General features: G+C 60.1%; 25 protein-coding genes. 5 read left to right on the plus strand and 20 right to left on the minus strand.

The genetic code is table 11. The features are described 5' to 3' along the window. Positions 1-7: 7 nt before the first annotated feature. The 16 genes from JJB09_RS18790 to sdhC form a co-directional block, all read right to left on the minus strand. Entirely contained in the window at positions 8-763 is a 756-nt protein-coding gene (locus JJB09_RS18790; RefSeq protein WP_201661719.1) for an SDR family oxidoreductase, read from the minus strand. Beyond that, positions 760-1,236, minus strand: coding sequence for a hypothetical protein (locus JJB09_RS18795; RefSeq protein ID WP_201661721.1), 477 nt, complete (start codon positions 1,234-1,236; stop codon positions 760-762). The genes JJB09_RS18790 and JJB09_RS18795 overlap by 4 nt, the downstream gene beginning before the upstream one ends. A gap of 25 nt (positions 1,237-1,261) precedes the next feature. Continuing rightward, a complete protein-coding gene (locus JJB09_RS18800; RefSeq protein ID WP_201661725.1) occupies positions 1,262-1,900 on the minus strand; it encodes a LysE family transporter in 639 nt (212 codons plus the stop codon). Between the two features lie 27 nt (positions 1,901-1,927). Continuing rightward, a complete protein-coding gene (locus tag JJB09_RS18805) occupies positions 1,928-2,317 on the minus strand; it encodes an MAPEG family protein (protein WP_201661727.1) in 390 nt (129 codons plus the stop codon). A gap of 57 nt (positions 2,318-2,374) precedes the next feature. Next, entirely contained in the window at positions 2,375-3,586 is a 1,212-nt protein-coding gene (gene odhB / locus JJB09_RS18810; RefSeq protein ID WP_201661729.1) for a 2-oxoglutarate dehydrogenase complex dihydrolipoyllysine-residue succinyltransferase, read from the minus strand. A 41-nt stretch (positions 3,587-3,627) separates the two neighbouring features. Then, positions 3,628-3,930: a YciI family protein gene (locus JJB09_RS18815; protein ID WP_201661731.1), complete on the minus strand. Its 303-nt coding sequence runs from the start codon at positions 3,928-3,930 to the stop codon at positions 3,628-3,630. Positions 3,931-3,939: 9 nt separating this feature from the next. Beyond that, on the minus strand, positions 3,940-6,924 hold the full coding sequence (locus tag JJB09_RS18820) for a 2-oxoglutarate dehydrogenase E1 component (RefSeq protein WP_201662155.1): 2,985 nt from the start codon (positions 6,922-6,924) through the stop codon (positions 3,940-3,942). Positions 6,925-7,024: 100 nt separating this feature from the next. Beyond that, a complete protein-coding gene (sucD, locus tag JJB09_RS18825) occupies positions 7,025-7,927 on the minus strand; it encodes a succinate--CoA ligase subunit alpha (protein ID WP_201661733.1) in 903 nt (300 codons plus the stop codon). A gap of 2 nt (positions 7,928-7,929) precedes the next feature. After that, entirely contained in the window at positions 7,930-9,126 is a 1,197-nt protein-coding gene (gene sucC / locus JJB09_RS18830) for an ADP-forming succinate--CoA ligase subunit beta (RefSeq protein ID WP_201661735.1), read from the minus strand. 34 nt (positions 9,127-9,160) lie between these two features. Beyond that, a complete protein-coding gene (gene mdh, locus JJB09_RS18835) occupies positions 9,161-10,123 on the minus strand; it encodes a malate dehydrogenase (RefSeq protein ID WP_201661737.1) in 963 nt (320 codons plus the stop codon). A 175-nt stretch (positions 10,124-10,298) separates the two neighbouring features. Beyond that, positions 10,299-11,459 carry a cell division protein ZapE gene (gene zapE / locus JJB09_RS18840; RefSeq protein WP_201661739.1) on the minus strand — a complete coding sequence of 387 codons (1,161 nt, stop codon included), beginning with the start codon at positions 11,457-11,459 and terminating at the stop codon, positions 10,299-10,301. A 24-nt stretch (positions 11,460-11,483) separates the two neighbouring features. Further along, positions 11,484-12,020, minus strand: coding sequence for a protease inhibitor Inh/omp19 family protein (locus JJB09_RS18845; protein ID WP_201661742.1), 537 nt, complete (start codon positions 12,018-12,020; stop codon positions 11,484-11,486). Between the two features lie 271 nt (positions 12,021-12,291). Beyond that, positions 12,292-13,071, minus strand: a complete 780-nt coding sequence (locus JJB09_RS18850; RefSeq protein ID WP_201661744.1) for a succinate dehydrogenase iron-sulfur subunit — start codon at positions 13,069-13,071, stop codon at positions 12,292-12,294. 17 nt (positions 13,072-13,088) lie between these two features. Next, the gene (gene sdhA, locus JJB09_RS18855; RefSeq protein ID WP_201661747.1) at positions 13,089-14,930 is read right to left on the minus strand and encodes a succinate dehydrogenase flavoprotein subunit; all 1,842 of its coding nucleotides are present in this window, start codon (positions 14,928-14,930) and stop codon (positions 13,089-13,091) included. A gap of 5 nt (positions 14,931-14,935) precedes the next feature. Then, positions 14,936-15,316: a succinate dehydrogenase, hydrophobic membrane anchor protein gene (sdhD, locus tag JJB09_RS18860; protein WP_201661749.1), complete on the minus strand. Its 381-nt coding sequence runs from the start codon at positions 15,314-15,316 to the stop codon at positions 14,936-14,938. 11 nt (positions 15,317-15,327) lie between these two features. After that, on the minus strand, positions 15,328-15,720 hold the full coding sequence (gene sdhC / locus JJB09_RS18865; protein ID WP_201661752.1) for a succinate dehydrogenase, cytochrome b556 subunit: 393 nt from the start codon (positions 15,718-15,720) through the stop codon (positions 15,328-15,330). A 437-nt stretch (positions 15,721-16,157) separates the two neighbouring features. Here sdhC and JJB09_RS18870 point away from each other — a divergent pair, with 437 nt between their 5' ends. Then, positions 16,158-16,574 carry a hypothetical protein gene (locus tag JJB09_RS18870; RefSeq protein WP_201661755.1) on the plus strand — a complete coding sequence of 139 codons (417 nt, stop codon included), beginning with the start codon at positions 16,158-16,160 and terminating at the stop codon, positions 16,572-16,574. Between the two features lie 14 nt (positions 16,575-16,588). Here JJB09_RS18870 and JJB09_RS18875 read toward each other — a convergent pair whose 3' ends face one another. Beyond that, positions 16,589-17,653, minus strand: coding sequence for a pyridoxal phosphate-dependent aminotransferase (locus tag JJB09_RS18875; protein WP_201661758.1), 1,065 nt, complete (start codon positions 17,651-17,653; stop codon positions 16,589-16,591). 1 nt (position 17,654) lies between these two features. Further along, on the minus strand, positions 17,655-18,563 hold the full coding sequence (locus JJB09_RS18880; RefSeq protein ID WP_201661761.1) for a polyprenyl synthetase family protein: 909 nt from the start codon (positions 18,561-18,563) through the stop codon (positions 17,655-17,657). 228 nt (positions 18,564-18,791) lie between these two features. Here JJB09_RS18880 and mtgA point away from each other — a divergent pair, with 228 nt between their 5' ends. From mtgA to JJB09_RS18900, 4 genes are all read left to right on the plus strand, one after another. Further along, entirely contained in the window at positions 18,792-19,472 is a 681-nt protein-coding gene (mtgA, locus tag JJB09_RS18885) for a monofunctional biosynthetic peptidoglycan transglycosylase (RefSeq protein ID WP_343229057.1), read from the plus strand. Between the two features lie 355 nt (positions 19,473-19,827). Beyond that, positions 19,828-20,802 carry an ABC transporter substrate-binding protein gene (locus JJB09_RS18890; RefSeq protein ID WP_201661766.1) on the plus strand — a complete coding sequence of 325 codons (975 nt, stop codon included), beginning with the start codon at positions 19,828-19,830 and terminating at the stop codon, positions 20,800-20,802. A gap of 82 nt (positions 20,803-20,884) precedes the next feature. Further along, entirely contained in the window at positions 20,885-21,988 is a 1,104-nt protein-coding gene (locus tag JJB09_RS18895; protein ID WP_201661769.1) for a quaternary amine ABC transporter ATP-binding protein, read from the plus strand. Then, positions 21,969-23,957, plus strand: coding sequence for an ABC transporter permease (locus tag JJB09_RS18900; protein ID WP_201661772.1), 1,989 nt, complete (start codon positions 21,969-21,971; stop codon positions 23,955-23,957). The genes JJB09_RS18895 and JJB09_RS18900 overlap by 20 nt, the downstream gene beginning before the upstream one ends. Here JJB09_RS18900 and JJB09_RS18905 read toward each other — a convergent pair. Together JJB09_RS18905 and JJB09_RS18910 are read right to left on the minus strand one after the other, a co-directional pair. Beyond that, positions 23,954-24,316 (minus strand): cupin domain-containing protein, encoded by a 363-nt coding sequence (locus tag JJB09_RS18905; RefSeq protein WP_201661775.1) that lies wholly within the window; start codon positions 24,314-24,316, stop codon positions 23,954-23,956. The two genes, JJB09_RS18900 and JJB09_RS18905, sit on opposite strands and share 4 nt — an antisense overlap. Positions 24,317-24,460: 144 nt before the next feature. After that, positions 24,461-26,251 (minus strand): trimethylamine N-oxide permease, encoded by a 1,791-nt coding sequence (locus JJB09_RS18910; protein ID WP_201661777.1) that lies wholly within the window; start codon positions 26,249-26,251, stop codon positions 24,461-24,463. Positions 26,252-26,478 lie beyond the last annotated feature (227 nt).

The raw sequence follows: 26,478 nt of genomic DNA on the forward strand, positions 1-26,478 counted from the left end.
CCGGCGACTACCTGCCGCCGCTGATATTCAGAATGGCTCCCGTTACATAGGAAGCCTGGCTTGAAAGCAAAAAGACCACCGCATCGGCGACTTCGTCGCTCGAGCCAGGTCTCTGCATTGGAATCTGGGCCGCCATCGCCCAGGCACGGTCGGGCGCCCCGCCCGAAGCGTGGATGTCGGTTTCGATGATGCCAGGGCGCACCGCATTGACGCGGATGCCCTCGCCGGCGACCTCGCGGGCCAGACCGACGGTGAATGTGTCGATTGCCCCTTTCGAGGCGGCATAGTCGACATATTGGCCCGAACCGCCGATCACTGCCGCCATCGAGGAAAGGTTGACGATTGCACCACCCGTGCCGCCATGGGCGGTCGACATTCGCTTCACCGCCTCGGACGCGCAGCGGATCTTGCCGATGACATTGATGGAGAACATCCGCTCCAGCCGTTCGCGCCCATAGGCATCGACGCGGGCGCCGAGGTCTACGACACCGGCATTGTTGCACAGCCCGTCGAGCCGGCCGAAGCGTTCGTCGACGGCCCTGAAAATGGCCTCGATGCCGAATTCATTACCGGTGTCGCCCTGGACGATCTCGGCGACGCCGCCCGCCTGATTGATCTCGTCCTTCAGAGCGGTTGCCGCTGCCTCGTTGGAAAGATAGTTGATCAGCACCCGCCAGCCGGATTTGGCTGCCTTTCGACACACGCTGGCGCCGATGCCGCGACTGCCGCCGGTGACAAGCAGAACTGGAGCGTCGTTGGTCATTTACCGCATCCTTTCAGCGAAAAGACATCCCAGGGAACAACGGTGGCTTTCTTCTCGCCCCAGGCGCTCGAAGCCTGAAGCGAAGGGCCAAGGCCTGCCAGCAGGATTTCCGGCGCAGCCTCGGCACCCTGCCCTGGCAACAGATCGATCTTGCCATTGCGGTGCCCATAGATGACGCCTTCCCAGACGGTGCAGGCGGCGATATCCTCTCCCGTGACATCGCCCTCAGGGCAATTGTTGAACAGGATACCATTGGTGCGGTTGACCGGCTCCGACGCCATGACGTGGCCGTCAAGCGCCAGATTTGTCTTCAATACCTTGACAGTAAAGCGATGGCTCGATGCCGAGGAATCGGGATCGACAGCGGAAAATGCCAACTCGTAGGCAGCGGCGGCATCGCCATAGACGGCATTCTCCTGACGGCACTCGGTGGCCGCTGCTACAGCCGGCGACAGCAGCGCCAACCATGCCATCAATGCAGTCCGTATGCCCACCATCTCAACCTGCCTTCTCGGTTGCCAGCTTGAGGCCGAAGGCGATGAACACCAGGCCGCTTGCCCGGTCGATCCACTTGGAGGCCCGGCTGAACGCAGCCCGCATGCGTGCCGTCGTCATGAAGAACGAAACGCCCACGAACCAGCCGATCAGGGCGCTCGCCATCACCATGCCGTAGACGAACTTGACCCCGTCAGGCGTATGAAGGCTGACCACGCTGGAAAACACCGACAGGAAGAAAAACACCGGCTTCGGATTGAGGGCATTGGCTAGGAATCCGAGGCCGAAGGCCTTCAGCGACGACTGCTGCTTTCTGTCCGCAGTTACCGCCGCCATGGCGTCGATATCCGTACGGCCGGCCCTGAGCGCGCTGACGCCGATATAGATGAGATAGGCGACACCGAGCCACTTGACGATGTTGAACAGCAGGATCGACTGGGAAATGATCAGCCCCAGACCGAGAATCGTATAGGTCATGTGGAAGACCAGCGAGACCCCGATGCCGAATGAGGTGAAGATCGCGGCGCGGCGCCCATGCACGATGGACTGGCGGATGACCATTGCCAGATCGGCCCCCGGCGATACGATCACGAAGGCGAAGATCGCCATCAACGACGCTATTTCGAGAACATACTGGTGCAAGTCAGCCTCCAGACAGGTTGATCGCGCTCAGAAAAGCACGCCGAAGAACATGATGGCAAGGCCGGCCATCGCAATCGCCCAGGCGATCGATCTGAGCGGCCCAAGTCCACCGATATAGAACGGCAGATAGATCACGCGCGCCACAAGGTACACGATCGCGCCCAGCGTCGTATATACATCGCCGCTGGAGGACATCTCCGTCGCCAGCACCAGCGCCACGAAGAATGGGTAGGTCTCGAGAAAGTTCCTAACCGCCCGTTCACCCCTGCCCGTGTAAAGGCCGCTGGCATGCTGTTTGTCCCGATTGGGATCATAATTGCGGACACCGCGCTCGGCATAGAGCGTCGCTACCTGTGTGCAGATATAGATACCGCCGAGAACCGTACTCCAGACCAGGCATAACAATTCGGTCGACATCGACGACTTTCTCTCGTGCGAAGAAAGGGCCGCCCGAGAGCGGCCCGAAAGCTGGGATCAGAGGTCGAGAACCAGACGTTCCGGATCCTCGAGGCTTTCCTTGACCCGAACGAGGAAGGTCACCGCTTCCTTGCCGTCGACGATGCGGTGGTCGTAGGAGAGCGCCAGATACATCATCGGACGAATGACGACCTGTCCGCCGATGGCCACCGGCCGCTCCTGGATCTTGTGCATGCCGAGAATGCCCGACTGTGGCGCATTCAGGATCGGCGAGGACATCAGCGAACCGTAGACGCCACCGTTGGAGATGGTGAAGGTGCCGCCCTGCATGTCGGCCATGGAGAGCGCGCCATCGCGGGCCGCCTTGCCCAGACGGCCGATATCCTTCTCGATCTCGGCGATCGACATCTGGTCGGCGTCACGGACGATCGGAACCACGAGGCCCTTGTCGGTGCCGACGGCGACGCCGATATGGGCGTAGTTCTTGTAGATGATGTCGGTGCCGTCGATTTCGGCGTTGACGGCCGGGATTTCCTTCAGCGCATGCGTCACTGCCTTGGTAAAGAAGCCCATGAAGCCGAGCTTGACGCCATGCTTCTTCTCGAAAATGTCCTTGTACTTGTTGCGCAGGCTCATGACGGCCGACATGTCCACCTCGTTATAGGTGGTGAGCATGGCGGCGGCATTCTGCGCGTCCTTGAGGCGCTTGGCGATCGTCTGGCGCAGGCGGGTCATCTTGACGCGTTCTTCACGAACCTGATCGCCAGCCGAGGACGGCGCACGGGCAACAACGGGCTGGGCGGCGGGTGCGGCTGCCGAAGTGCCCTTGGCGATTGCCGCAAGAACATCTTCCTTCAGCACCTGGCCGCGCTTGCCCGAACCGTCGATGGAGGCAACGGCGATGTTGCTGTCGGCTGCGACCTTGGCGGCAGCCGGTGCTGCAGGCATGGCCGCGGCCGGTGCTGCAACGGGAGCGGTAGCAACCGGAGCCGGTTCAGCCTTGGCAGCAGGTACTGCTGCAGCGGCGCCAGCACCCGCGGCGATCTGGCCTAGCAGGCCGCCCGGGGCGACAGTGTCGCCAGCATTGGCGACGATTTCGCTCAGCACGCCGGAGGCCGGAGCGGGCACTTCGACCGTTACCTTGTCGGTTTCGAGTTCACAGAGGATTTCGTCGGTCTTGACCGCGTCGCCCACTTTCTTGAACCAGGTTCCGATAGTGGCCTCGCTGACGGATTCGCCAAGGGTTGGGACGCGGATTTCGGTGGACATCTTTAAGTTCCTGAATTGTTTGACGTTACGTCGATCTGGTTTCAGTTCTGCCGGAGAATGAGAGAGGGTATCGGAGCCAATTCATAACGGAAGCCCAGTGATACCGAGATCACCGGGTCGGCCGCGCACAATGCCTCGGCCTCCGCCTCGTTTTCAGTTTCAACGATCGCCATGCCCCAGGGGCCCTTGGGATCGAAAACCGGTCCGACAGCAACGGCCAGCTTCTCCTCTGCCAGCCGCTGCCAGTATTGTGCATGGTCAGTCATCGCCGCCTTTTCCGCCTCGTTCATGTCGAAGGGAAAAGTCGAGCGGGGTCCGATGAGCTTCAGATGATAGTAGCCCATCGGTCCACCTCAGCTTCCGAGCGCGTCTTCGAGGAAGGCCGCAAGCTGTGCGAGATGCTTGGACATCAGACCCGTCGCCGGCGAGGCCGCAGCCGGACGGCCGGTATAGCGGACGCGCTGGTACTTCGCATCGATATGCGCAAGCACCCATTCGAGATACGGATCGATGAACGACCAAGCGCCCATGTTCTTCGGCTCTTCCTGGCACCAGACCATTTCGGCATGGCGGAAGCGGCTGAGTTCGTTGATCAGCGCCTTGGCCGGGAACGGATAGAGTTGCTCGACGCGCAGCAGGTAGACATCGTCGATGCCGCGCTTTTCACGCTCTTCCAGAAGGTCGTAATAAACCTTGCCGGTGCAGAGCACCACGCGGCGGATCTTCGCGTCCTTCTGCAGCTTGATCGGACCATCCTTGATCACTTCGGCATCGTCCCACAGCAGACGGTGGAAGGAGGATTCGCCCGCCATTTCCGACAGCGAAGACACGGCGCGCTTGTGGCGCAGCAGCGACTTCGGCGTCATCAGGACAAGCGGCTTGCGGAAGTCGCGCTTCATCTGCCGGCGCAGGATATGGAAATAGTTCGCCGGCGTGGTCACATTGGCGACCTGCATGTTGTCTTCGGCGCAGAGCTGAAGGAAACGTTCCAGGCGCGCCGACGAATGCTCGGGGCCCTGACCTTCATAGCCATGCGGCAGCAGGCAGACGAGGCCCGACATGCGCAGCCACTTGCGTTCGCCCGACGAGATGAACTGGTCGAACACCACCTGGGCGCCGTTGGCGAAATCGCCGAACTGGGCTTCCCAAAGGGTCAGCGCATTCGGACGGGCCAGCGAGTAGCCGTATTCGAAACCGAGCACAGCCTCTTCGGAAAGCATCGAGTTGATGACTTCGTACCTCGCCTGGGTGGGCGACAGGTTGGCGAGCGGAATGTAGCGTTCCTCGGTCTCCTGATCGTAGAGCACCGAATGGCGCTGCGAGAAGGTGCCGCGTTCGCAATCCTGGCCGGAAAGGCGGATCTTGTGGCCATCGAGGCAGAGCGCGCCAAAAGCCAGCGCTTCGCCCATTGCCCAGTCGATGCCCTCGCCCGTCTGGATCATCTGGGCGCGGTTGTCCATGAAGCGCTGGATGGTCTTGTGCGCCTTGAAGCCTTCAGGAATTTCGCTCAGCTTGCGGCCGATTTCCTTAAGCTGCTTCATCGGCACAGCCGTCTTGCCGCGACGCTGCTCATCCGCGTTGTCGGCCGTGCGCAGGCCCGACCAGAGACCGTCCAGCCAGTCGGCCTTGTTGGGCTTGTAGGCCTGGCCGGCTTCGAATTCCTGCTCGAGATGGGCGCGCCAGTCGGCCTTCATCTTTTCCAGTTCGCCCTGGGTGATCAGGCCCTCGGCGATCAGACGTTCGCCATAGAGCTGGACGACCGTCTTGTGCGAACGGATGACCTTGTACATCTTCGGCTGGGTGAAGGAGGGTTCGTCGCCTTCATTGTGGCCGAAGCGGCGGTAGCAGAACATGTCGATGACGACAGGCTTGTGGAACTTCATCCGGAATTCGGTCGCGACCTTGGCGGCAAAGACCACCGCTTCCGGATCGTCGCCGTTGACGTGGAAGATCGGTGCTTCGATCGTCTTGGCCACATCGGACGGATAGGGCGAAGAACGGGAGAAAGCCGGATTGGTGGTGAAGCCGATCTGGTTGTTGATGATGAAATGCATCGTGCCGGCAACGCGATGACCGCGCAGGCCGGAAAGACCGAGGATTTCGGAAATCACGCCCTGGCCGGCAAAAGCCGCGTCACCATGCAGAAGCAGCGGCAGCACGCGGGCGCGTTCGCTGAGCGGGATGATGTCGCCGTCCCAGACCTTGGCCATCTGGTCCTGCTTGGCGCGTGCCTTGCCCATGACGACCGGGTCAACGATTTCCAGATGCGACGGATTGGCCGTCAGCGACAGGTGAACCTTGTTGCCATCGAATTCGCGGTCGGAGGAAGCGCCGAGATGGTACTTCACGTCGCCGGAGCCTTCGACGTCGTCGGGCGCGTAGGAACCGCCCTTGAACTCATGGAAAACGGCGCGGTGCGGCTTACCCATCACGTTCGTCAGCACGTTCAAGCGACCGCGATGGGCCATTCCGAGAATGACTTCCTCGAGGCCTTCGGAGCCGCCGCGCTTGATGATCTGTTCGAGCGCGGGAATCAGCGATTCGCCGCCATCGAGGCCGAAGCGCTTGGTGCCCTTGTACTTGACGTCGATGAACTGCTCGAAGCCTTCCGCCTCGATCAGCTTGGAAAGGATCGCCTTCTTGCCTTCCGGCGTGAAATCGACGCCCTTGTCCGGACCTTCGATACGCTCCTGGATCCACTGCTTGATCTCGGGATCGGAGATATGCATGAATTCGACGCCCAGCGTCGAGCAATAGGTCCGCTCGAGGATATCGATCATCTCGCGCGCCGAGGCGTATTCCAGCCCCAGCACGTTGTCGATGAAGATCTTGCGGTCCATGTCCTCCGGGCCGAAGCCGTAGTTGGAAGGCGACAATTCATTGAAATCCTCGACCGGCGCAGCAATGGCGAGCGGGTCGAGCTTGGCATGCAGGTGGCCGCGCATGCGATAGGCGCGGATCATCATGATGGCGCGAACGGAATCGCGCGCTGCCTGCTGGATTTCTTCCGGGCTGGCGGGCTTGCCCGCGACTTCGGCCTTGGCTTCGATCTTCTTGGTAACGGCCTTCTCAACCGTCGGCCAATCGCCATCCAGCGCGCTGACCAGTTCGCCGTTCAGCGGCACCGGCCAGTTCTTCTTCTGCCAGGAAGCACCCTTGGCGGCCTTGGAAATGTCGGCCGGGCTGTCCTCCAGCCCCCGGAAAAACGCCTGCCATTCGGCGGTTACCGAAGAGGGATTTTCCTGGAAGCGCGCATAGAGCTGCTCGATGTAAAGGGCATTGGCGCCATCAAGGAACGACGTCGCCGAAAACTGCTGATTGGCCTCTTGCCTTGCCATTTTTCCAATGCGGAGCTCGCTCCGCCTCCTGTAGCTTTTCATCACCGGCATCCGCCGGCAGAGTGGTAAAGGCGGGAATCGATATTCCCGCCTTATGTCTTCAACCCTTGAGCACTTCGACCAAGGTTTTTCCAAGGCGCGCCGGAGACGGCGAGACGCGGATGCCTGCGGCTTCCATCGCTGCGATCTTGTCTTCCGCACCGCCCTTGCCGCCCGAAATCACGGCGCCGGCATGGCCCATGGTGCGGCCCGGAGGGGCCGTACGACCGGCGATGAAGCCAACCATAGGCTTCTTGCGGCCGCGCTTGGCTTCGTCCTTGAGGAACTGCGCCGCGTCTTCTTCGGCAGAGCCGCCGATTTCGCCGATCATGATGATCGACTTGGTCTCGTCGTCAGCCAGGAACATCTCGAGGATATCGATGAACTCAGTGCCCTTGACCGGGTCTCCACCGATGCCGACAGCGGTGGTCTGGCCGAGGCCTTCGTTGGTGGTCTGGAACACCGCTTCGTAGGTCAGCGTACCGGAGCGGGACAGAACCCCGACCGAACCCTTCTTGAAGATGTTGCCCGGCATGATGCCGATCTTGCATTCGTTCGGCGTCAGCACGCCCGGGCAGTTCGGTCCGATCAGGCGCGACTTGGACTTGTCGAGGCGAGCCTTGACCTTGACCATGTCGGCAACCGGAATGCCTTCGGTGATGCAGACGATCAACGGGATCTCGGCGTCGATCGCCTCGATGATCGCAGCGGCAGCACCCGCCGGCGGCACGTAGATGACCGAAGCATCGGCGCCGGTGGCGTCACGGCCTTCGGCAACCGACTTGAAGATCGGCAGCTTTTCGCCCATGGCGCCGTTCCAGGTTTCGCCGCCCTTGGAAGGGTGGATACCGCCGACCATCTTGGTGCCGTGATAGGCGAGCGCCTGCTCGGTGTGGAAGGTGCCGGTCTTGCCGGTCAGACCCTGAACCAGGATCTTGGTGTCTTTGTTGATCAGAATGGACATACTCAGGCTCCCTTGACGGCCTTGACGATCTTCTGGGCGGCGTCATCAAGATCGTCGGCTGAAATCACGTTCAGACCCGATTCGTTGATGATCTTCTTGCCCAGTTCGACATTGGTGCCTTCGAGGCGAACCACGAGCGGAACCTTGAGGCCGACTTCCTTGACGGCTGCGATCACGCCTTCGGCGATGACGTCGCACTTCATGATGCCGCCGAAGATGTTGACCAGGATGCCCTTCACGGCCGGATCGGCTGTGATGATCTTGAAGGCCGCGGTGACCTTTTCCTTGTTGGCGCCGCCGCCGACATCGAGGAAGTTCGCCGGCTCGGCGCCGTAGAGCTTGATGATGTCCATGGTCGCCATGGCCAGGCCTGCGCCGTTGACCATGCAGCCGATATTGCCGTCCAGCGCCACATAGGCGAGGTCGTACTTCGACGCTTCGATTTCCTTGGCGTCTTCCTCGGTCGTGTCACGCAGGGCGACGACGTCGGGATGGCGGAACAGCGCATTGCCGTCGAACGACATCTTGGCATCGAGCACGCGCATGCGGCCGTTCTTCATGACGATCAGCGGGTTGACCTCGAGCAGGCTCATGTCCTTTTCGACAAAGGCCTTGTAGAGGATCGGGAACAGCTTTTCGGCATCGGCCTTGGCTTCGCCATCGAGCTTGAGCGCCGCAGTCAGGGCCGCAAGGTTCTCGGCAGTCACGCCCTTGTCCGGATCGATCGCCACGTTGATGATCTTTTCCGGCGTGTTATGGGCAACGGTTTCGATGTCCATGCCGCCTTCGGTGGAAACCACGAAGGAGACCTGGCCGACCGCGCGGTCGACGAGCAGCGAGAGATAGAGTTCGCTGGCGATGTCGGCGCCGTCCTCGATGTAGAGGCGGTTAACCTGCTTGCCGGCATCGCCGGTCTGCGCGGTCACCAGCGTGTTGCCGAGCATTTCCTTGGCGTGAGCCTTGGCTTCATCGATCGAGAAAGCGAGGCGAACGCCGCCCTTGGAGTCCGGACCGAGTTCCTTGAACTTGCCCTTGCCGCGGCCGCCAGCATGGATCTGGCTCTTGACCACGTAGAGCGGGCCGGGGAGTTGCTTCGCAGCAGCCTCGGCTTCATCCGCCGAGAAAATGGCCACGCCTTCAGCAACCGGTGCGCCAAAGCTCTTGAGAAGAGCCTTGGCCTGGTATTCATGAATGTTCATGATCTTTTCCTGTCAATCTGACGTTGCGCTTGGCTTACTTCAAAGCCGGAGCGATGTTGATGCAGGCTTCGCAGAGACCGGCGACAGCACCGACCGACTTGTCGAAAGCTGTCTTTTCCGGACCATTGAGATCGACCTCGATGATGCGCTCGACGCCACCGGCACCGATAACGGTGGGAACGCCGACATACATGTCCTTGACGCCGTACTGGCCGGTGAGGTGCGCCGCGCAAGGCAGAACGCGCTTCTTGTCCTTGAGGAAGGCTTCGGCCATCATGATGGCAGCAGCGGCCGGGGCATAGTAGGCCGAGCCGGTCTTGAGCAGGCCGACGATTTCAGCGCCGCCGTCACGGGTGCGCTGGATGATTTCTTCGAGACGTTCCTTGGTGACCCAGCCCATCGTCACGAGATCGGTCAGCGGAATGCCGCCAACGGTCGAGTAGCGGGCAAGCGGGACCATCGTGTCGCCGTGGCCGCCGAGCACGAAGCCGGTGACATCCTCGACGGAAACGTTGAATTCCTGCGCCAGGAAGTAACGGAAACGGGCAGAGTCAAGCACGCCGGCCATGCCGACGACCATGTTCTTCGGCAGACCGGAGAACTTCTGCAGCGCCCAGACCATGGCGTCGAGCGGGTTGGTGATGCAGATCACGAATGCGTTGGGGGCATACTTCTTGATGCCGGCGCCGACCTGTTCCATGACCTTGAGGTTGATGCCGAGAAGGTCGTCGCGGCTCATGCCTGGCTTGCGCGGCACGCCGGCAGTCACGATGCAGACATCTGCGCCCTCGATGGCCGAGTAGTCGCTCGCGCCGGTATAGTTGGCATCGAAGCCGTCGACTGGAGAGGATTCAGCGATGTCGAGACCCTTGCCCTGGGGAATGCCGTCGGCAATGTCGAACAACACCACGTCGCCCAGTTCCTTCATGCCAGCAAGATGCGCCAGCGTGCCGCCGATCATTCCAGAACCGATGAGTGCGATTTTCTTACGCGCCATGGGAATATGTCCTTCATAGTTAAGACTGCGGGGCGGGCTTGGCACACCTCGCTCCAATGGCGAACGGGCTTAAACAGAAAAGGTTAAAAATACAACACGTAATTTTGCGTGCAGTAATTTCAATCGGTTAGATATATATTTTCTTACGTAAACGTCAATTGAATGTCTGACAGAATTATCCACGCGTGTTATTTGCGCTAGCAGCAAGATACTCTTCGCTGCGCATTTCAAACAACCTCGAAACCGTTCGGTCGAACTCAAAGCCGACTGTTCCCTTGCGCACCGGCAACAGTGCTTCCGGCATCGCTGCAGCTGATGCTATCAGGCGAATCTGACGATCGTATAACGCGTCGACCAGATTTATGAAGCGTTTGGTTTCATTGCGCTTTTCCACGGCCAGCACCGGAACATGCTCGACGAACACGGTATGATAGCGCTCGGCGATTGCCAGGTAATCCGTTGCGGCGAGCGGTTGCTCGCACAGATCGGCAAAGGTGAACCGGGCAGCGCCATGCGCGGCAAGGGGAACGTGGATAGTGCGACCCTTCATGGCAATCCCATCGGGTACGGACTTTGCGCCCTGCGTCACCTCATGCCAGGCAGCTTCGATTCTCGTATCATTGACGCCGTTGATCGGCACGAGCCACACCGGCAGGCTCTTTGTCTTTTCCATGCGGTAATCTGTTTCAGTATCGAGCGAGACGACGTCGACATTGTCCTTCAGCAGCGAAACGAACGGCAGGAACAGTTGCCGGTTCAGCCCGTCCAAATAGAGGTTGTCGGGCTCGACGTTCGACGTCGCCACCAGAATCGATCCAAGACGGAAGAGTTCGGTGAACAGCCGCGACAGGATCATCGCATCGGCAATGTCGGTGACAGTGAATTCGTCGAAACAAAGCAGGACGGCCTCGGCGTGCAGGCTGGCGGCGACAGGCGGCACGGGATCGGCCTGTTTCGTCTCGCCCTTCTTCAGCTTCTGCCGGTGCGCGTGGATGCGACTATGCACGTCAGCCATGAATTCGTGGAAATGCGCCCGGCGCTTGCGCTCGATCGGCGCAAGCTCGTGGAGAATATCCATCAGCATCGTCTTGCCGCGGCCGACGCTACCATGGATGTAGAGCCCGCGCACGGGCTGCTCGACCTTGCGGCGAGAAGCAAACAGCCAACCCAGCGCCGATGTCTTCGACGCGGGCTTGCGCGAGTGCAATGCCTCAAGGATCATATCCAGGCGGCGGGCAACGGCGATCTGCTGCGCGTCATACTGTATATGGCCGTCGCCGGTCATCGTCTGCAACCGCTCGACGACGCTTGCGGAGTAGTCGGGGGGTGGCTGCATGTGATGGAAATCCGGCTGCTGGGCTTAGCGGGAAAGGCTTACCGGTTGACCGGAGTTGGCCAGCGAACCATCGAAGCGGTTTTCGGCGGTTTTGTAGAGACGTGCCAGCTGGTTGCCGGCGCGGTCCTTGAGCACCACCTGCTTGCCGGAGACCTCCCAAGAACCCATGGCCATCAACTCGCCGGAGCAACCACGCGTGCCGCCACGCGAGCCGGAGCCGAGATTGGTCAGTGTCAGGAACATATCGCAATTGGCGCCGCCCGCATTGACCTTCCAGCCGCCGACCATCGCTTCCTTCTTGATGTCGAGTGCTGCTGCGGCCGCCGCCGCATCGGCCTGGGTGTTCTGCCCAAGAGCCGGGTCGACAACGGGCTTCTGCGGGAACTGCGCCGTATCCGTGGTCGGATCGGGAAGCTGACCGGCCTCGACCGGCGCAACCGGCTGCGCTTCCAGCGGTTGCGGCTTCACGCTCGAATTGTCATAGGTATCCATGCGATCGCTGGCGCAACCGGAAAGCATGATCGCCGCAACAAGCGACCCGACAGATAGCGATTTCCGCATCCCCAACTCCTTCAGTCCCGACCCGGCTGCCACTCACAACCGGAAAATTATGGCGGAATTAGCGTAGGCGCATATGGTTAATCAAGCGATAACTCCGAGATTATCTCGCTGTTGAAGCTCTTGGCTGCAACAAGCTCGAAAATCGCCCCTTGCGGCAATCGTCCGCCTTAAGTGTCTTTTGGGTGAAAAGCTTGACCATCCGCGCAAACCGAAGCGCGGATGGATGTTTTGCAATGTATCTGATCGAAAATTTCCTTCGGCAGTGCCGCGGTCAGACCCGACGCTCCACCATCATCTTCTTGATCTCGGCAATCGCCTTGGCCGGGTTAAGGCCCTTCGGGCAGGCTTGGGCGCAGTTCATGATCGTGTGGCAGCGATAGAGCCGGAACGGATCCTCGAGATTGTCGAGGCGCTCGCCGGTGGCCTCGTCTCTGGAGTCGATCAGCCAGCGATAGGCCTGCAGCAGAACGGCCGGACCGAGGTAGCGGTCGCCGTTCCACCAGTAGCTCGGACAGGAGGTCGAGCAGCAGGCGCACAGAATGCACTCGTAGAGACCATCGAGTTTCTGACGGTCCTCATGGCTCTGGCGCCATTCCTTGGCCGGCGTCGGCGACACCGTCTTCAGCCATGGCTCGATCGAACGATGCTGGGCGTAGAAGTTGTTGAGGTCCGGCACCAGATCCTTGACGACGGGCAGATGCGGCAGCGGATAGACCTTGACCGTGCCCTTCACCTCTTCCATGCCCTTGGTGCAGGCAAGCGTGTTGGTGCCGTCGATGTTCATCGCGCACGAACCGCAGATGCCTTCGCGGCACGAACGACGAAAGGTCAGCGTCGGGTCGATCTTGTTCTTGATGTAGATCAGCGCGTCGAGCACCATCGGGCCGCAATCGTCGACATCGATGTAATAGGTGTCGATGACCGGGTTCTTGTCGTCATCCGGCGACCAGCGATAGATCCGGTATTCGCGGACGTTCTTGGCGCCTTCCGGCTTCGGCCAGACCTTGCCTTCCGACATCGTCGAATTCTTGGGGAGAGCGAGTTCAACCATTTCCTGTTCTCCTCAGATCAATACACACGCGCCTTGGGCGCGATCTTGTAGGGATCGATGCCCTCAGCGATGAGGTCGGTATGCACCGGACGATAGTCGAGCTTGACGTCGCCCGCGTCATTGACCCAGGCCAGCGTGTGCTTGCGCCAGTTGACGTCGTCGCGACCGGCGAACGGACCATCGACATAGTCCTCGCGGGCATGCGAGCCGCGGCTTTCCTTGCGAGCTTCGGCGCCGTAGACCGTGGTGATGGCGTTGGCCATCAGGTTTTCAAGCTCGAGCGTCTCGACCAGGTCCGAGTTCCAGATCATCGAATGATCGGTAACCTTGATGTCGGGCAGTTCCTTCCAGATCGCGCTCATGCGCTTGCAGCCGCTTTCGAGCGATTCCTGGGTGCGGAACACGGCCGCGTCTTCCTGCATGGCACGCTGCATCTTCTCGCGCAGCACGGCCGTGGGCGTCGAGCCCTTGGCGAAGCGCAGCCGGTCGAAGCGTTCCATGATCCGGTCGCAGGCGGCAACGTCGAGTGCCGGGATCGGCTCGGCGCGGTTGATGACCTCACCGGCGCGGATTGCAGCCGCGCGGCCGAACACCACGAGGTCGATCAACGAGTTGGAGCCGAGGCGATTGGCCCCGTGCACCGAGGCGCAACCGGCCTCGCCGACGGCCATCAGGCCTGGCGAGATGCGTTCTGGGTTGTTGGCGTCGGCATTCAGCACTTCACCCCAGTAATTGGTCGGGATGCCGCCCATGTTGTAATGAACGGTCGGCAGAACCGGGATCGGCTCGCGGGTCACATCGACGCCGGCAAAGATCTTGGCGCTTTCCGAGATGCCGGGCAGGCGCTCGTGCAGCACGGCCGGATCGAGATGGTCGAGATGCAGGAAGATGTGATCCTTGTTCTTGCCGACGCCACGGCCTTCGCGGATTTCCATCGTCATGCAGCGCGAAACCACGTCGCGCGAGGCGAGATCCTTGGCATTGGGCGCATAGCGCTCCATGAAGCGCTCACCCTCGGAATTGACGAGGTAGCCGCCTTCGCCGCGTGCACCCTCGGTGATCAGGCAGCCGGCGCCGTAGATGCCGGTCGGGTGGAACTGCACGAATTCCATGTCCTGCAGCGGCAGGCCGGCGCGTGCGACCATGCCGCCACCGTCGCCGGTGCAGGTATGGGCCGAGGTGGCCGAGAAGTAGGCGCGGCCATAGCCGCCGGTCGCCAGCACCACCATCTTGGCGGTGAAGCGGTGGATCGTGCCGTCATCGAGGTTCCAGGCCACGACACCGGTGCAGCGGCCATCGGCCGACATGATCAGGTCGAGCGCGAAATACTCGATGAAGAATTCGGCATTGTTCTTCAGCGACTGGCCATAGAGCGTGTGCAGGATGGCGTGGCCGGTGCGGTCGGCTGCCGCACAGGTGCGCTGCACCGGCGGGCCTTCGCCGTAGTTCTGCATGTGGCCGCCGAACGGGCGCTGGTAGATGCGGCCGTCTTCGGTGCGCGAGAAGGGCACGCCGTAATGCTCGAGCTCATAGACCGCTTTCGGCGCTTCCATGGCGAGATACTGCATGGCATCGACGTCGCCGAGCCAGTCGGAGCCCTTGACGGTGTCGTAGAGGTGCCATTGCCAGCTGTCCGGCGTCATGTTCGTCAGCGAGGCGGCAATGCCGCCCTGTGCCGCGACCGTGTGCGAGCGGGTCGGAAAAACCTTGCTGATGCAGGCGGTCTTGAACCCCTGCTCGGCCATGCCGAGCGTGGCGCGAAGCCCCGCGCCGCCAGCGCCGACAACGACCACGTCATAGGCGTGATCGACATACTCGTAGGCCTTGCCGCCCTGAGCGGCGTTTGAGACTGCAGCCATGTTGATTATCCTGCAAATCCGGTCTTGAGCACGGCGAAAAGACAGAGCCCGGCAACAAGAACCGTAAAGAATGTGTTGAGCATCAGGAGCACGACCTTCTGCCCTTCATGGTGAATGTAATCCTCGATGATCACCTGCATGCCGAGCCGCATATGCGCCAGGCCCGAAATCACGACCAGACCCATGATGACAGCGACGAACGGGTTTGCGAGCGCTGCACGCACTTCCGCGTAAGACGAATTGCTGTGGGTGATGATGAAGCCGATGAAGAACAGGATCAGCGGCACATTGGCAGCGGCCGTCAGCCGCTGGCGCCAGAAATGATCCGTGCCTTCCTTGGCCGAACCGAGCCCGCGAACCTTGCCGAGAGGCGTACGCATATCCATCGAATGACCTCCTAGCGGACCATATAGCCGACGACCCAAAGAAGGATCGTGATGACAGGTGCGGCGACGAACGTGGCCTTGGCCATCCTCGTGGTGAAATGCTTCTCGAACCCGTAGCCCAGATCCCACATGAAATGGCGCAGGCCGCCGAGAAGGTGCTGGACGAGCGCCCAGGTGAATCCGAAAAGGATGATCTGGCCGATGATCGAACCAAAGATCGTGCTGACGAAGTCGTAATAGCCTTCACCCGACGCGATCGCGATCAGCCACCACGCCACCAGCAACGTGCCGAAATAGAGGGCAGCGCCCGTAATGCGATGGATTATGGAACTCGCCATCGTCGGAATCAGCTTGTAGACTTGAAGATGGGGAGACAAAGGACGGTTTTTTGCCGCGTTCGCCATGTAAGGAACCTCCCGGGAGGGCAATCAATAAGCGCCTGGAAACCGGCGCACTCGTTCAGGCATACACATCAAAATTATGTGCATTGCATCAAAACGGTGTTTAGTCGCGTGTTTGCGCCGCCGCAAGCCCTGCCAAAGGCGTATTTCCGATTTAATCGATTATTTCGAAACCAGTATTTTGAATTCGGCTCGCGCCCGCAGCCAAGCCACCAGATATGCAATCCTCGCGCAAGTCCCATAGCCCATTGATTGTAGAGGGGACGAAGTGTTAACGTGTGATTAACAATGCGTCGTAACCGCTACAGCGACACGCCTCAGCCGTGACGCGCAATGACTCTGTAGGATTTTGAATCTGCTGCGTAATTATGTCCTTGGACCGACTCCGGCTCTTGGGATTTCAGCAGTCGGCCACTTCATGCAGTCAAAGGGAGATTGCCATGTTCATGCGTACCGGAATTCTCCTCGCACTTGCCACGCTTGTTATGTTCCCGGTCGGCATCGATACCGCCGACGCTGGTCAACGGCATAATCGATATCATCATCACGTCAGGCACAACCACAAGCTTTTCCGGCAGAGGGTGGCGCACCACCGCGGGCCACGCAACGTCATCAAGTCCAAGGTTGTGGTCAATGTCATCAATGGCAGCGGGTACGGCTATGTCACCCAGTCAAGCGGCACATATTCCGGCGACGTTTCTGTCTCGTACCAACCAGGCGTCGGCACCTGGTCTTATGGCACGACCTCTCGAATCTCGAATCCGAGGATCAGGGCCGGCGGAGCGAAAATCATCAATGTCGGCCACCGGAACAACGATTGCCGCATGGAAATGGGCGTCTGCGTTATCCGCCCGTAACAGCTATTCGACCGCTAGCGGACACCGATGACGACATCGATCGCTTCGATCAGCCTGTCACACTCTTCCCGGGTGCCAATCGAAATGCGCAGGAAATCGGAAATGCGCGGCTTGTCGAAGTGCCGCACGAGCACCGATACAGCCCTTAAACCCGCTGCGAGTGAGGCACCTGAATGACCGGGATGGCGGGCAAAGATGAAGTTTGCCAATGACGGCAGCACCTCGAACCCACGCTGCCGCAGCGCACCGGTGACCCGATCGCGCGATTCCATCACCTTGTGGCGCGTCTCGTCGAACCAGGCGACATCCTCGATTGCGGCGGTTGCCCCGGCTTCGGCCAGCCGGTCGATCGGGTAGGAATTGAAGGAATCCTTGACCCGCTCCAGCGCCTCGATGAGGTGGCGCTGACCGATCGCGAAACCGACGCGCAGCCCTGCCATCGAACGTGATTTCGACAGCGTGTGGATCACCAGCAGGTTGTCGTATTTCCGCGTCAACGGAATTGCGGTTTCGCCGCCGAAATCAATATACGCCTCGTCGATCACCACTGGCTTGCCCGGATTGGCTGCGACCAGCGCCTCGATCCCGGAAAGCGGCAAACCGATTCCGGTGGGCGCATTGGGATTGGGCAGAATGATTGCGCCGCAATCGCGCTGATAGTCTTCCAGACGGATCTCGAATTTGTCGTCGAGCGGGATCGTCTGCGCAGCGATCCCGTAGAGCAGGCAGTAGACCGGATAAAAGCTATAGGTGATATCCGGGTAGACCAGCGGCTTGTCATGCTTGAGCAGCGCCTGGAAGGCATGCGCCAGCACCTCGTCCGATCCGTTGCCGACAAATACTTCGCTTGCATCGACACCATGCAGCCCAGCGATGGCCTGTCTCAGCTTCAACGATAACGGGTCGGGATAGAGCCTCAGCCCGTCACCCGCTTCCGCCTGAATGGCTGCGACTGCCTTCGGCGAAGGCCCATACGGATTCTCGTTGGTGTTGAGTTTGACGAGATTCTGCATCCGCGGCTGCTCGCCGGCGACATATGGCTTGAGAGTTGAAACGATCGGCGACCAGAATTTGCTCATCTCAGTGATTCCGTTGTGCGATATAGGCTGCAATCTTGACCAGCATGTCCGCCTTTTCGCCGTATGGCGCTAGCAGGGTCTGCGCTTCGGCAACGAGGGCCTCAAGCTTTTCCTCGGTCCAGGCGATGCCGTGCAGCGAGGGCAGGGTGCCCTTGCCGCGCGCCGCGTCCTTGCCCGCCGCCTTGCCCAATGTGGCGCTATCGGCAACCAGGTCGAGCAGGTCGTCGCGCAACTGGAAGGCAAGGCCGATGATCTCGCCGAAGCGTACGAGGCGAGCCCGTTCCCCCGCCTCCGCATTGCCGATGATTGCTCCTGCCTCGCAGGCAAACCGGATCAGTGCGCCAGTCTTCATCGCCTGCATGACGGTGATCTCGCCCTCGGAAAGCGTGCGGCTTTCCGCTTCCAGATCCAGCGCTTGGCCACCCGCCATGCCGCCGAGCCCTGCCGCACGTGCAAGCGCCAGCGTCAGCTGCATCTTGCGAGCGGCATCGAGTTCGGTTTCATCGGACGCCACGATTTCAAAAGCATAGGTCAGCAGGCTGTCGCCAGCGAGAATGGCCGCAGCTTCGTCAAAAGCCTTGTGCACGGTCGGCTGGCCACGCCTAATGTCATCATCATCCATTGCCGGAAGATCGTCATGCACCAGCGAATAGCAATGGATGCATTCGAGCGCCGCCGCGATGCGCAGCGCCGTCGATTCGATGCCGCCAAACATCCTGGCGCTTTCGATCACCAGCGCCGGTCGCATGCGCTTGCCACCGTTGAGCACCCCATGCCGCATGGCGGCAAGTAGCCTTTCGGGCCGCGCGATCTCGCCCTTCTGGGGCGCCGATGACAACATCTCGCCAAGCAGCCGTTCGACTGCCGTTGCATGCGCCTTGAGCGTTTTGGAAAAATCCCTGTCTTGCATGGCACGCTCTTTCGCATGGGCCGTAAAGCCTTGCAACAGGCCTGATGCGCCTGCCGATGACAAAACATGCCGCCGATAGCTGGCAATGTGGCTGCGCTCGGGTTATGAAAACGTGGCATACAGCAGGGAAAACCGGGGCTTTGAAGTTTGGAAGTTGCTTCCGAGACAGGATTGATCGCGCCATCTCCGGCTTCGGAGACACAGGCGTCGTCGTCCGCGCGAGTTGATGTGCCGGTGCGTGCGCGTTTGCGGAAAGTCCTGAAATGGGCGATCGGCCTTGTTCTGCTGCCCTATCTGCTGATCCTGATCTATGCGGTGGGCTTCGTCCACCCGGTGTCCACCTTGATGCTGTGGGATCTCGTCACTCTGAAGGGCTATGACCGGCGCTGGGTGGATTTCGAAGAGATTTCCCCCAATCTGGTTCGGTCAGTGATGATGTCCGAGGATGGCCAGTTCTGCAATCATGACGGCGTGGACTGGGTGCAGATGAATGGCGTTATTCAGGACGCATTGGATGGCGAAGCCACGCGTGGCGCCTCCACCATACCCATGCAGACGGCAAAGAACCTGTTCCTGTGGAACGGCCGCTCGTTCGTTCGCAAGGGCCTGGAGCTGCCGCTCGCGCTAGGGGCAGACCTAGTCTGGTCCAAGAAGCGGCTGATGGAGATCTACCTCAACATCGCCGAATGGGGGCCGGGCATTTACGGCATCGAGGCGGCAGCGCGCTACCATTTCAAGGTTCCGGCCTCAAAACTCAATCGCCGCCAGGCCGCATTGCTTGCAGTGTCGCTGCCCAATCCGATCACGCGCAATGCCTCCAAGCCGGGAAAAGGCATGAAGCGTCTCGCCGGGTTGATCGAGCGCCGGGCAAAAGCTTCCGGCGACTACATCAAGTGTCTCTACGACTAAGCCCAGTTAATGGGCAGGGAATGAACGGCAAACAAGCAATGCGCCGTCGATTTGAGCAACCTTCCCACAAAATACCTTGCCAATGAAGGAAAATGTAGTTTCCAGCGAATTCGTCGCGCCGGATGCTTTGCAATTATTTTTGGCAGTGTATTAATATTTCCCGGACGAAAGAATACGGCCTGCCCCGTTGTCGGCGGAGCCGATGCGATTGCATCTCGACGCAGTGCATTCCCTACCAGTGAATTCTCCATTTCCCATTTCTTCCAGACCTATCGGACAAGACGCAATTGCATTCGTCCTGAAAATACATTGGGGAACAACCTCGCAATCGCAAAGTCAAACGGGAGATTCCAGCATGCTGCTATCCGGACTGATTTCGAATTTGCGTTACGGCGTTTTAGCATTGGCCACAATCGGCTGCCTTTCCTCGACCGCGCTCGCGCAGGAGGTGGAATCGTCCGATCCGATCAAGGTGGCGCTGTTCGATTGGACCAGCGTCAATCTCAACGCCAGGATCTATGGCGGCATTCTCGAAAAGCTTGGCTATACCGTCGAGTATCCAACGGCGGACTACCTTTCCAGCCTGACCACGGGACTGACCAACGGCGACCTGTCCATCGGCATGGAATACTGGGCGACGACTGCCGGAGAGGCAATGGCCGCCTCAGACGCGACTGGCCAGACTGAAAATCTCGGCACGCTCGGCCCAAAGGCCAAGGAGGAGTGGTGGTTTCCTGAATATATGAAGGCGAAATGCCCGGGTCTGCCGAATTGGGAAGCACTGAAGGATCCGAAATGTGCGGAGGCCTTCTCCACTCCTGAGACGGCACCCAAGGGTCGTTATGTCGGGGGGCCGGTGACCTGGGAAGGCTTTGACGACGAACGGGTGGCGGCACTTGGATTGCCTTTCACCGTCATCCATGCCGGCACTGATGCCGCGATGTTTGCGGAACTGGAATCGGCCTACCAGCGCCAGGCGCCGATCATGCTCTGGATCTACTCGCCGCATTGGGCGCCGGCGAAATACAAGGGCGAATGGCTGCAATTTCCGGAATACACCAAGGAGTGCTATACCGACCCGAAATGGGGTTCCAACCCGGATGCTAAATACGATTGCGGCAAGCCGCATGGCGAGATCTTCAAATATGTCTGGTCAGGCATGAAGGACAAATGGCCGGGCGCCTATAAGCTTGCCAGGAATTACAAGATCGACACCGACGTGCTCAACAAGATGAGTGGCGAGATCGACCTTGACGGCAAGACCCCGGAAGATGTCGCGGCTGCATGGATCGATGCCAACGAAGCGACCTGGAAGGAATGGGCCAAGTAACGATCGCCCGATAGCACCGCAGCGGCCGCCGCCGAGCCCTGCCGGCGGCCGCACAACATGCTCCAGTACCGAGGTATCCCGCATGAATGGCGTTGCCGATATCAGCGCGACAGCACTTCACCGTGAAACGACCGAGCTGCGACCAATCAAGCTTGCATGCCGCAATCTCTGGAAGCTTTTCGGTGCGACGGCTGCCCAGTTCATCGCGACCCAGGATGGCCGGGCCAGCGCCGAGGACATAGCCTCCGCCGGCCTTGTCGGAGCTGTGCGCGGCATAGATCTCGAAGTACGCCAAGGCGAGATCTTCATCATCATGGGCCTTTCAGGCTCCGGAAAATCGACGCTCGTTCGCTGCATGTCACGACTGATCGAGCCGACCTTCGGCAAAATGGAATTCGAGGGCAGGGACCTGCTGAAAATATCCGAAGCCGAGCTGATCGAGCTTCGACGCCACCGCATGGGCATGGTTTTTCAGAATTTCGCGCTGTTGCCGCATCTCAACGTCATCGAAAATATCGCCTTTCCCCTGAGCATTCAGGGCATGGCAAAAGCTGAGCGCGACAGCAGGGCGCGCGAAATGATCGAGCTGGTCAGCCTAAAGGGCCGCGAGCATTTCTACCCGCGCGAATTGTCGGGCGGCCAGCAACAGAGGGTGGGCATCGCACGCAGCCTTGCCACAAATCCGGACATCTGGTTTCTCGATGAACCGTTCTCCGCACTCGATCCGCTGATCCGCCGGGAAATGCAGGATGAGTTGATGCGATTGCAGGCAGTTCTGAAAAAGACGATCGTCTTCATCACCCATGATTTCGACGAAGCAATCCGGCTGGCCGACAAGGTTGCGATCATGAAGGATGGCGAGATCATCCAGATCGGCACGCCGGAAGAACTCGTTGTCCACCCGGCTACAGACTATGTGGCGGAATTCACCCGCGATGTGCAGCGGGCGAAGGTGGTATCCGCCCGTCGCCTGATGCAGCCGCCGGATGGCCATGAATATGGCGGCTCAGTCTCGCCTGATGCCAGGATTTCGACCTTCTCGTCAGCCATCGTCTCCGCGGGCAAGCCGTTTGCCGTGGTCGATGGTTCGGGGCAGATACTCGGCGAAGTGACCCCGCAGGCGGTCGTCGCGCTGCTGGCAGATGTCGGCGAAAGGAACAGGTCAGATGGCAGCCATCGCCTCTGAAACAGAAGCCGTTGGCAGGCGCGCGATCAATAGATGGCATGCGATCTGGCCGCTGGCATTGTTGGCCGTCGCCGCGCTTTTCCTGATGCGCGACATGTTTCCCAACGCGGTAACCTACCCGAGTGATGCGGTGGTACCGTTGGCAGACTGGATTTCAGCGATCATGGTGTGGCTGAAGAGCAATATCAGCTGGCTGACGCGAACGATAACGGCGGTGCTCGATGTGCCGCTGGATCTTGCCATGGACCTGTTGGCCAAGGGCTTCAAGATTGGCCGGGGGCTTGATGCGATTGCACTGCCGCGGCTCTCCTGGGTGGGGATCTGCGCTGCCGCCTTTGTCGCGGGACGTGCCTATGGCGGCAACCGCCTTGGTTTTCTGGTCGGCGGCTGCTTCCTCTACATCGCGCTGTTCGGCAAGTGGACGAGCGCAATGCTGACACTGGCCTTGATCGTCATCGCCGTCCCGTTCTGCGTGATGACCGGATTGCTCGTCGGAATCTGGGCGTGGCGGCAACCGTGGGCAAACCGGGTACTGGTTTCGCCCGCGCTGGACTTGATGCAGACCATTCCCACGTTTGCCTACCTGATCCCGATGCTGCTGCTGTTCGGAAACAGCCCCGTTTCGGCGATGATCGCCACCGCCATCTTCGCCACCCCGCCCATGGTGCGCGCCACGATGCTGGGCTTGAGCCGCGTGCCCTCGGAGATTGTCGATTTCAGCGACATGGCCGGCTGTACTCGCTCCCAGAAGCTCTGGCGCGTATTGGTCCCGGCGGCGCAACCGACGCTGATGGTCGGTGTCAACCAGGTTATCATGCTGGCGCTGAACATGGTGATCATCGCCTCGATGATCGGCGCAGGCGGCCTGGGCTATGACGTCCTGCTGGCGTTGCGCGCGCTCAAGGTTGGCGAAGCGATGGAGGCGGGTCTGGCGATTGTGGCGCTTGCCATTGCGCTCGACCGGCTGAGCCAGGCAATCGCGGTGCGACAGTCCGGGTCGAAACCCGGCAGCAATGACGCCGAACCGATCTGGAAGCGTTACCCGAACCTCACGCTCGCCGTCGCACTTGTCGTGGCCGCTACACTGGCAAGCCTGGTCATCCCTGCCTTTGCGCAACTGCCGAAATCGCTGACGCTGAGTACTGCTCCCTTCTGGAAAGCGGCGTTGAACTGGGTCACCATCAACTTGTTTGACGCCATCGAGGTTTTCCGCGTGAGCCTGATCCTCTATGTGCTCAACCCGCTGCGTGCCTTCTGCGAGGGTTTTCCATGGCTCGGGGCGGTTTTTCTGCTGGGACTTGCCGGCTTTCAACTCGGTGGAATTCGCCTCGCATTGACTGTAGCACTGCTGACGGCGTTTTGTGCGGTGACCGGCCTGTGGGAAAAGACGATGGCGACCGTCTATCTCTGCGGCATTTCCGCCTTTGTCGCCTGCCTGTTCGGCATTCCGCTCGGGCTTGTTGCAGCCCGCAGCGACCGCTTTGAGCGGTTCATCACGCCAATGATCGACACGCTGCAGGTACTGCCGTCTTTCTGTTTTATCATTCCGGTGGTGATGCTGTTCCGTGTCGGCGATGTAACCGCGATGATCGCCACGGTGGCCTTCGCGATCGTGCCGGCCATCCGTTACACCAACCACGGCATCCGGCAGGTGCCGCCATCGCTGGTGGAAGCTGCCCTCGTTTCGGGCTGCACCAGGCGACAACTGTTCTGGAGGGTACAGTTGCCCGTCGCGCTGCCGGAAATCATGCTCGGCATCAACCAGACCATCCTGATGGCACTGGCGATGATCATCATCTGCGCGATGATCGGCACCCGGGACCTCGGCCAGGAAGTGTTCATAGCCCTGTCCAAGGCGGATTCCGGACGCGGCATTGTTGCGGGCCTGGCAATCGCTTTTATCGGCATTGTGGCCGACCGGCTTTTCAATGCGTTGAGCGCCAAGCGCCGCAGCGCGATCGCGGGTTAGTCAACCGCAATTTCCGGACCAGCGATATGCACCGCCAGCAGGCAACCTTCGGGACTGTGGGAGCAATGCTCTGTCCCATCCTTGAACCAGACCAGATCACCCTTCCTGAAAACGGTTCCATCGTTCTCGATCAACTCGCCTTCAAGGATCAGGAACTGCTCGTGGCCATTATGGCGATGCGGCCGCGTCGTCATGCCGGCCGGCATCCGATAGACGTGAAAGCCGGTGCCAAGCGGCAGGCTTTTGTCGAGCTGCAGAACGCTGTCGCCAAGTGCCGTGCCATCGTCATAGACAAACGGCTCGAATTCGGTGTCGTAGATGTTGGCGACCTTTCGTTCGGCGGGTTCAACATTGCGCATGGTTCGTTCCTCCTGAAGTGAATGTTAGCCGGACAAACATCCTTGCCAAGTAGAATCGGCGCGTCCCTGCCAATATATGGCAGGGACGCGCCGGCATTCCGACGGATGAAAGCGCGGCTGTCGCCGCGCCTTATGCAAGCCCCATCAAGATGGCAGCTGGAAGAACCAGTTGGCCCAGAGCACGATCACCAGCCCGACCGTCAATGCGAGGTACGGCAGGATGCCCGCACGCCGGACGCCGAGATCCTGGCCCGTGAGGCCCAGATCCTCCATCGCGGCGGCCGGGAACTTGCCGCCGTCACGCACATAGTGCCGCCAGGCAAAGACCGGCAGGATCATGGCGGCGAAGATGAAGCCCACCCACAACGCGTTGGAGTAGCCCCAGACCTTGGCACCCGCACCAAGGAACAGCACGTTGACGAAGGCCAGCAACGTGTTGAGTCCGATCAGCCAGGTCGGCGCCTTCCACGGACGCTCGATGTGGGGGGAATCCATCCGATGGATCCAGCCTGCATTGAGGTTGAGGAAGTTGAAGATGATGTAGCCGACATTGGAAACCGCGAGCACGAAGAAATAGCCGCCGGCATCCGAGGCGATTGCCAGCAGGAACAAATTGAAGCCGAAATCGGTCCACATCGCCCGCGTCGGCGCGCCGTGCTCGTTGGTGTGGTCGAGATATTTCGGCAGCCAACCGTCCTTCGAGCCTTGGTAGAGCGTCCGCGACGATCCGGCCATTGCCGTCATGATTGCCAGGAACAGCGCCATGATCATCAGGATGACGAGGATCTGCGTGACGATGCGGCCGCCATGCACCATGTTCGCCAGCGCTTCGCCGACACCCGTTCCATCAACGATACCTGGCGCCAGCATGCCGGCATGACCAAGAACGCCCTGGAAGGTGAACGGAACGAGGAAGAAGAACAGGCAACAAAGCAGACCCGAATAGAAGATCGCCTTGAAGGTATCCCGCTTCGGATCCTTCAGTTCGCGCGTATAGCAGACGGCGGTCTCGAACCCGTAGGTCGACCAGGCGGCAATATAGAGACCACCGAGAAACAGCGTCCATCCGCCGACCGTCCAGGCACCGTCAATGCCGGAATAGCCGGCAGTCGGGGGTACCAGCCCTGTGACATTGCCCCACTCGATCGCACCGGTGAAGATCGGATACAGGCCGATCAGCAGCAATGGCACGAGGACGATGATCGCCAGCCATTTCTGCACGTTGGCGGTGCCTTCGATGCCGCGATGCTGGATCGCAAAAATGATCAGCATCAGAATGCCGCCGATCACGAAAGTGGCATTGATATTTGCAGTCGCCAGGAACGGAATGTTGAAGCTGGCCAGCGACCAGCCGCGAATCATCGGCGTCAGGGCCGCGATTGCATCGCTGGTCAGCAGTGCCTTGACCGCCACGTCCGGCGTCGCGCCCGCATTGGCCGCGATGTATTCCGCCACACGCGGACTATCGGCCGCGAGGCTCGCTGCGTTGGCCGCAATCCAGTCGAGTACCGGTTGGGAGTCAGCCAGCGGGATCGGGAACAGCGCGTTGAGGATATAACCGGCGGCGATCGCACAGCCGAGCGAAAGGACCGGCGACCACGCAAACCAGTTGCACCATACCGAGAGCGGCGCGATGAACTTCGAATACCGTAGCCAGGCCGTCGCGCCGTAGATTGAGGCGCCGCCCGACTTGTTGCCGAACATGCCCGCAATTTCCGCATACGTGAAGGATTGCAGGAAGCCCATGACCATCGAAATGATCCAGACCAGAAAGGCAAGTTTGCCGGTGGTGCCGGCAATGCCGCCAATGGAAAAGAGAACGAGGGGCGGTACGCCCGCGGCGACCCAGAAGGCGCCTTTCCAATCGAGTGCGCGGTGGAGATTGCTGCTGCTGGTAGCCGCAGGCACTCCTCCCGCTTCCAATACTTGTGTCATTGATATTAGGCTCCTCAGCCAGTTTTTCGTTGCGCCGTAAGCGCAGTCCCCTTTTTTGCGCCGCATCCGAGAGATGGCTCGACAGTCCGGGTTTTCCCGATATTTTTCACTGTCGATCGACGGGCCGCATCCCGCCAACGCGTTACCAAGAGTGAATAATTTTTCATACAGGTCAAGAGGGCTTTACATGCGGACCGGGTTTGAGAAATAATATTTTTGCGCTTTGC

It is taken from the genome of Phytoamicus setariae, from assembly GCF_016722925.1.
Classification (GTDB): domain Bacteria; phylum Pseudomonadota; class Alphaproteobacteria; order Rhizobiales; family Rhizobiaceae; genus Rhizobium_E; species Rhizobium_E setariae.

Excerpts from the sequence above, each read along its gene's own strand:
- JJB09_RS18790 (WP_201661719.1), bottom strand. The coding sequence starts at position 763 with ATGACCAACGACGCTCCAGTTCTGCTTGTCACCGGCGGCAGTCGCGGC.
- JJB09_RS18795 (WP_201661721.1), bottom strand. The coding sequence starts at position 1,236 with ATGGCATGGTTGGCGCTGCTGTCGCCGGCTGTAGCAGCGGCCACCGAG.
- JJB09_RS18805 (WP_201661727.1), bottom strand. The coding sequence starts at position 2,317 with ATGTCGACCGAATTGTTATGCCTGGTCTGGAGTACGGTTCTCGGCGGT.
- odhB (WP_201661729.1), bottom strand. The coding sequence starts at position 3,586 with ATGTCCACCGAAATCCGCGTCCCAACCCTTGGCGAATCCGTCAGCGAG.
- JJB09_RS18815 (WP_201661731.1), bottom strand. The coding sequence starts at position 3,930 with ATGGGCTACTATCATCTGAAGCTCATCGGACCCCGCTCGACTTTTCCC.
- JJB09_RS18820 (WP_201662155.1), bottom strand. The coding sequence starts at position 6,924 with ATGGCAAGGCAAGAGGCCAATCAGCAGTTTTCGGCGACGTCGTTCCTT.
- sucD (WP_201661733.1), bottom strand. The coding sequence starts at position 7,927 with ATGTCCATTCTGATCAACAAAGACACCAAGATCCTGGTTCAGGGTCTG.
- sucC (WP_201661735.1), bottom strand. The coding sequence starts at position 9,126 with ATGAACATTCATGAATACCAGGCCAAGGCTCTTCTCAAGAGCTTTGGC.
- mdh (WP_201661737.1), bottom strand. The coding sequence starts at position 10,123 with ATGGCGCGTAAGAAAATCGCACTCATCGGTTCTGGAATGATCGGCGGC.
- zapE (WP_201661739.1), bottom strand. The coding sequence starts at position 11,459 with ATGCAGCCACCCCCCGACTACTCCGCAAGCGTCGTCGAGCGGTTGCAG.
- JJB09_RS18845 (WP_201661742.1), bottom strand. The coding sequence starts at position 12,020 with ATGCGGAAATCGCTATCTGTCGGGTCGCTTGTTGCGGCGATCATGCTT.
- JJB09_RS18850 (WP_201661744.1), bottom strand. The coding sequence starts at position 13,071 with ATGGTTGAACTCGCTCTCCCCAAGAATTCGACGATGTCGGAAGGCAAG.
- sdhA (WP_201661747.1), bottom strand. The coding sequence starts at position 14,930 with ATGGCTGCAGTCTCAAACGCCGCTCAGGGCGGCAAGGCCTACGAGTAT.
- sdhD (WP_201661749.1), bottom strand. The coding sequence starts at position 15,316 with ATGGATATGCGTACGCCTCTCGGCAAGGTTCGCGGGCTCGGTTCGGCC.
- sdhC (WP_201661752.1), bottom strand. The coding sequence starts at position 15,720 with ATGGCGAACGCGGCAAAAAACCGTCCTTTGTCTCCCCATCTTCAAGTC.
- JJB09_RS18870 (WP_201661755.1), top strand. The coding sequence starts at position 16,158 with ATGTTCATGCGTACCGGAATTCTCCTCGCACTTGCCACGCTTGTTATG.
- JJB09_RS18875 (WP_201661758.1), bottom strand. The coding sequence starts at position 17,653 with ATGAGCAAATTCTGGTCGCCGATCGTTTCAACTCTCAAGCCATATGTC.
- JJB09_RS18880 (WP_201661761.1), bottom strand. The coding sequence starts at position 18,563 with ATGCAAGACAGGGATTTTTCCAAAACGCTCAAGGCGCATGCAACGGCA.
- JJB09_RS18890 (WP_201661766.1), top strand. The coding sequence starts at position 19,828 with ATGCTGCTATCCGGACTGATTTCGAATTTGCGTTACGGCGTTTTAGCA.
- JJB09_RS18895 (WP_201661769.1), top strand. The coding sequence starts at position 20,885 with ATGAATGGCGTTGCCGATATCAGCGCGACAGCACTTCACCGTGAAACG.
- JJB09_RS18900 (WP_201661772.1), top strand. The coding sequence starts at position 21,969 with ATGGCAGCCATCGCCTCTGAAACAGAAGCCGTTGGCAGGCGCGCGATC.
- JJB09_RS18905 (WP_201661775.1), bottom strand. The coding sequence starts at position 24,316 with ATGCGCAATGTTGAACCCGCCGAACGAAAGGTCGCCAACATCTACGAC.
- JJB09_RS18910 (WP_201661777.1), bottom strand. The coding sequence starts at position 26,251 with ATGACACAAGTATTGGAAGCGGGAGGAGTGCCTGCGGCTACCAGCAGC.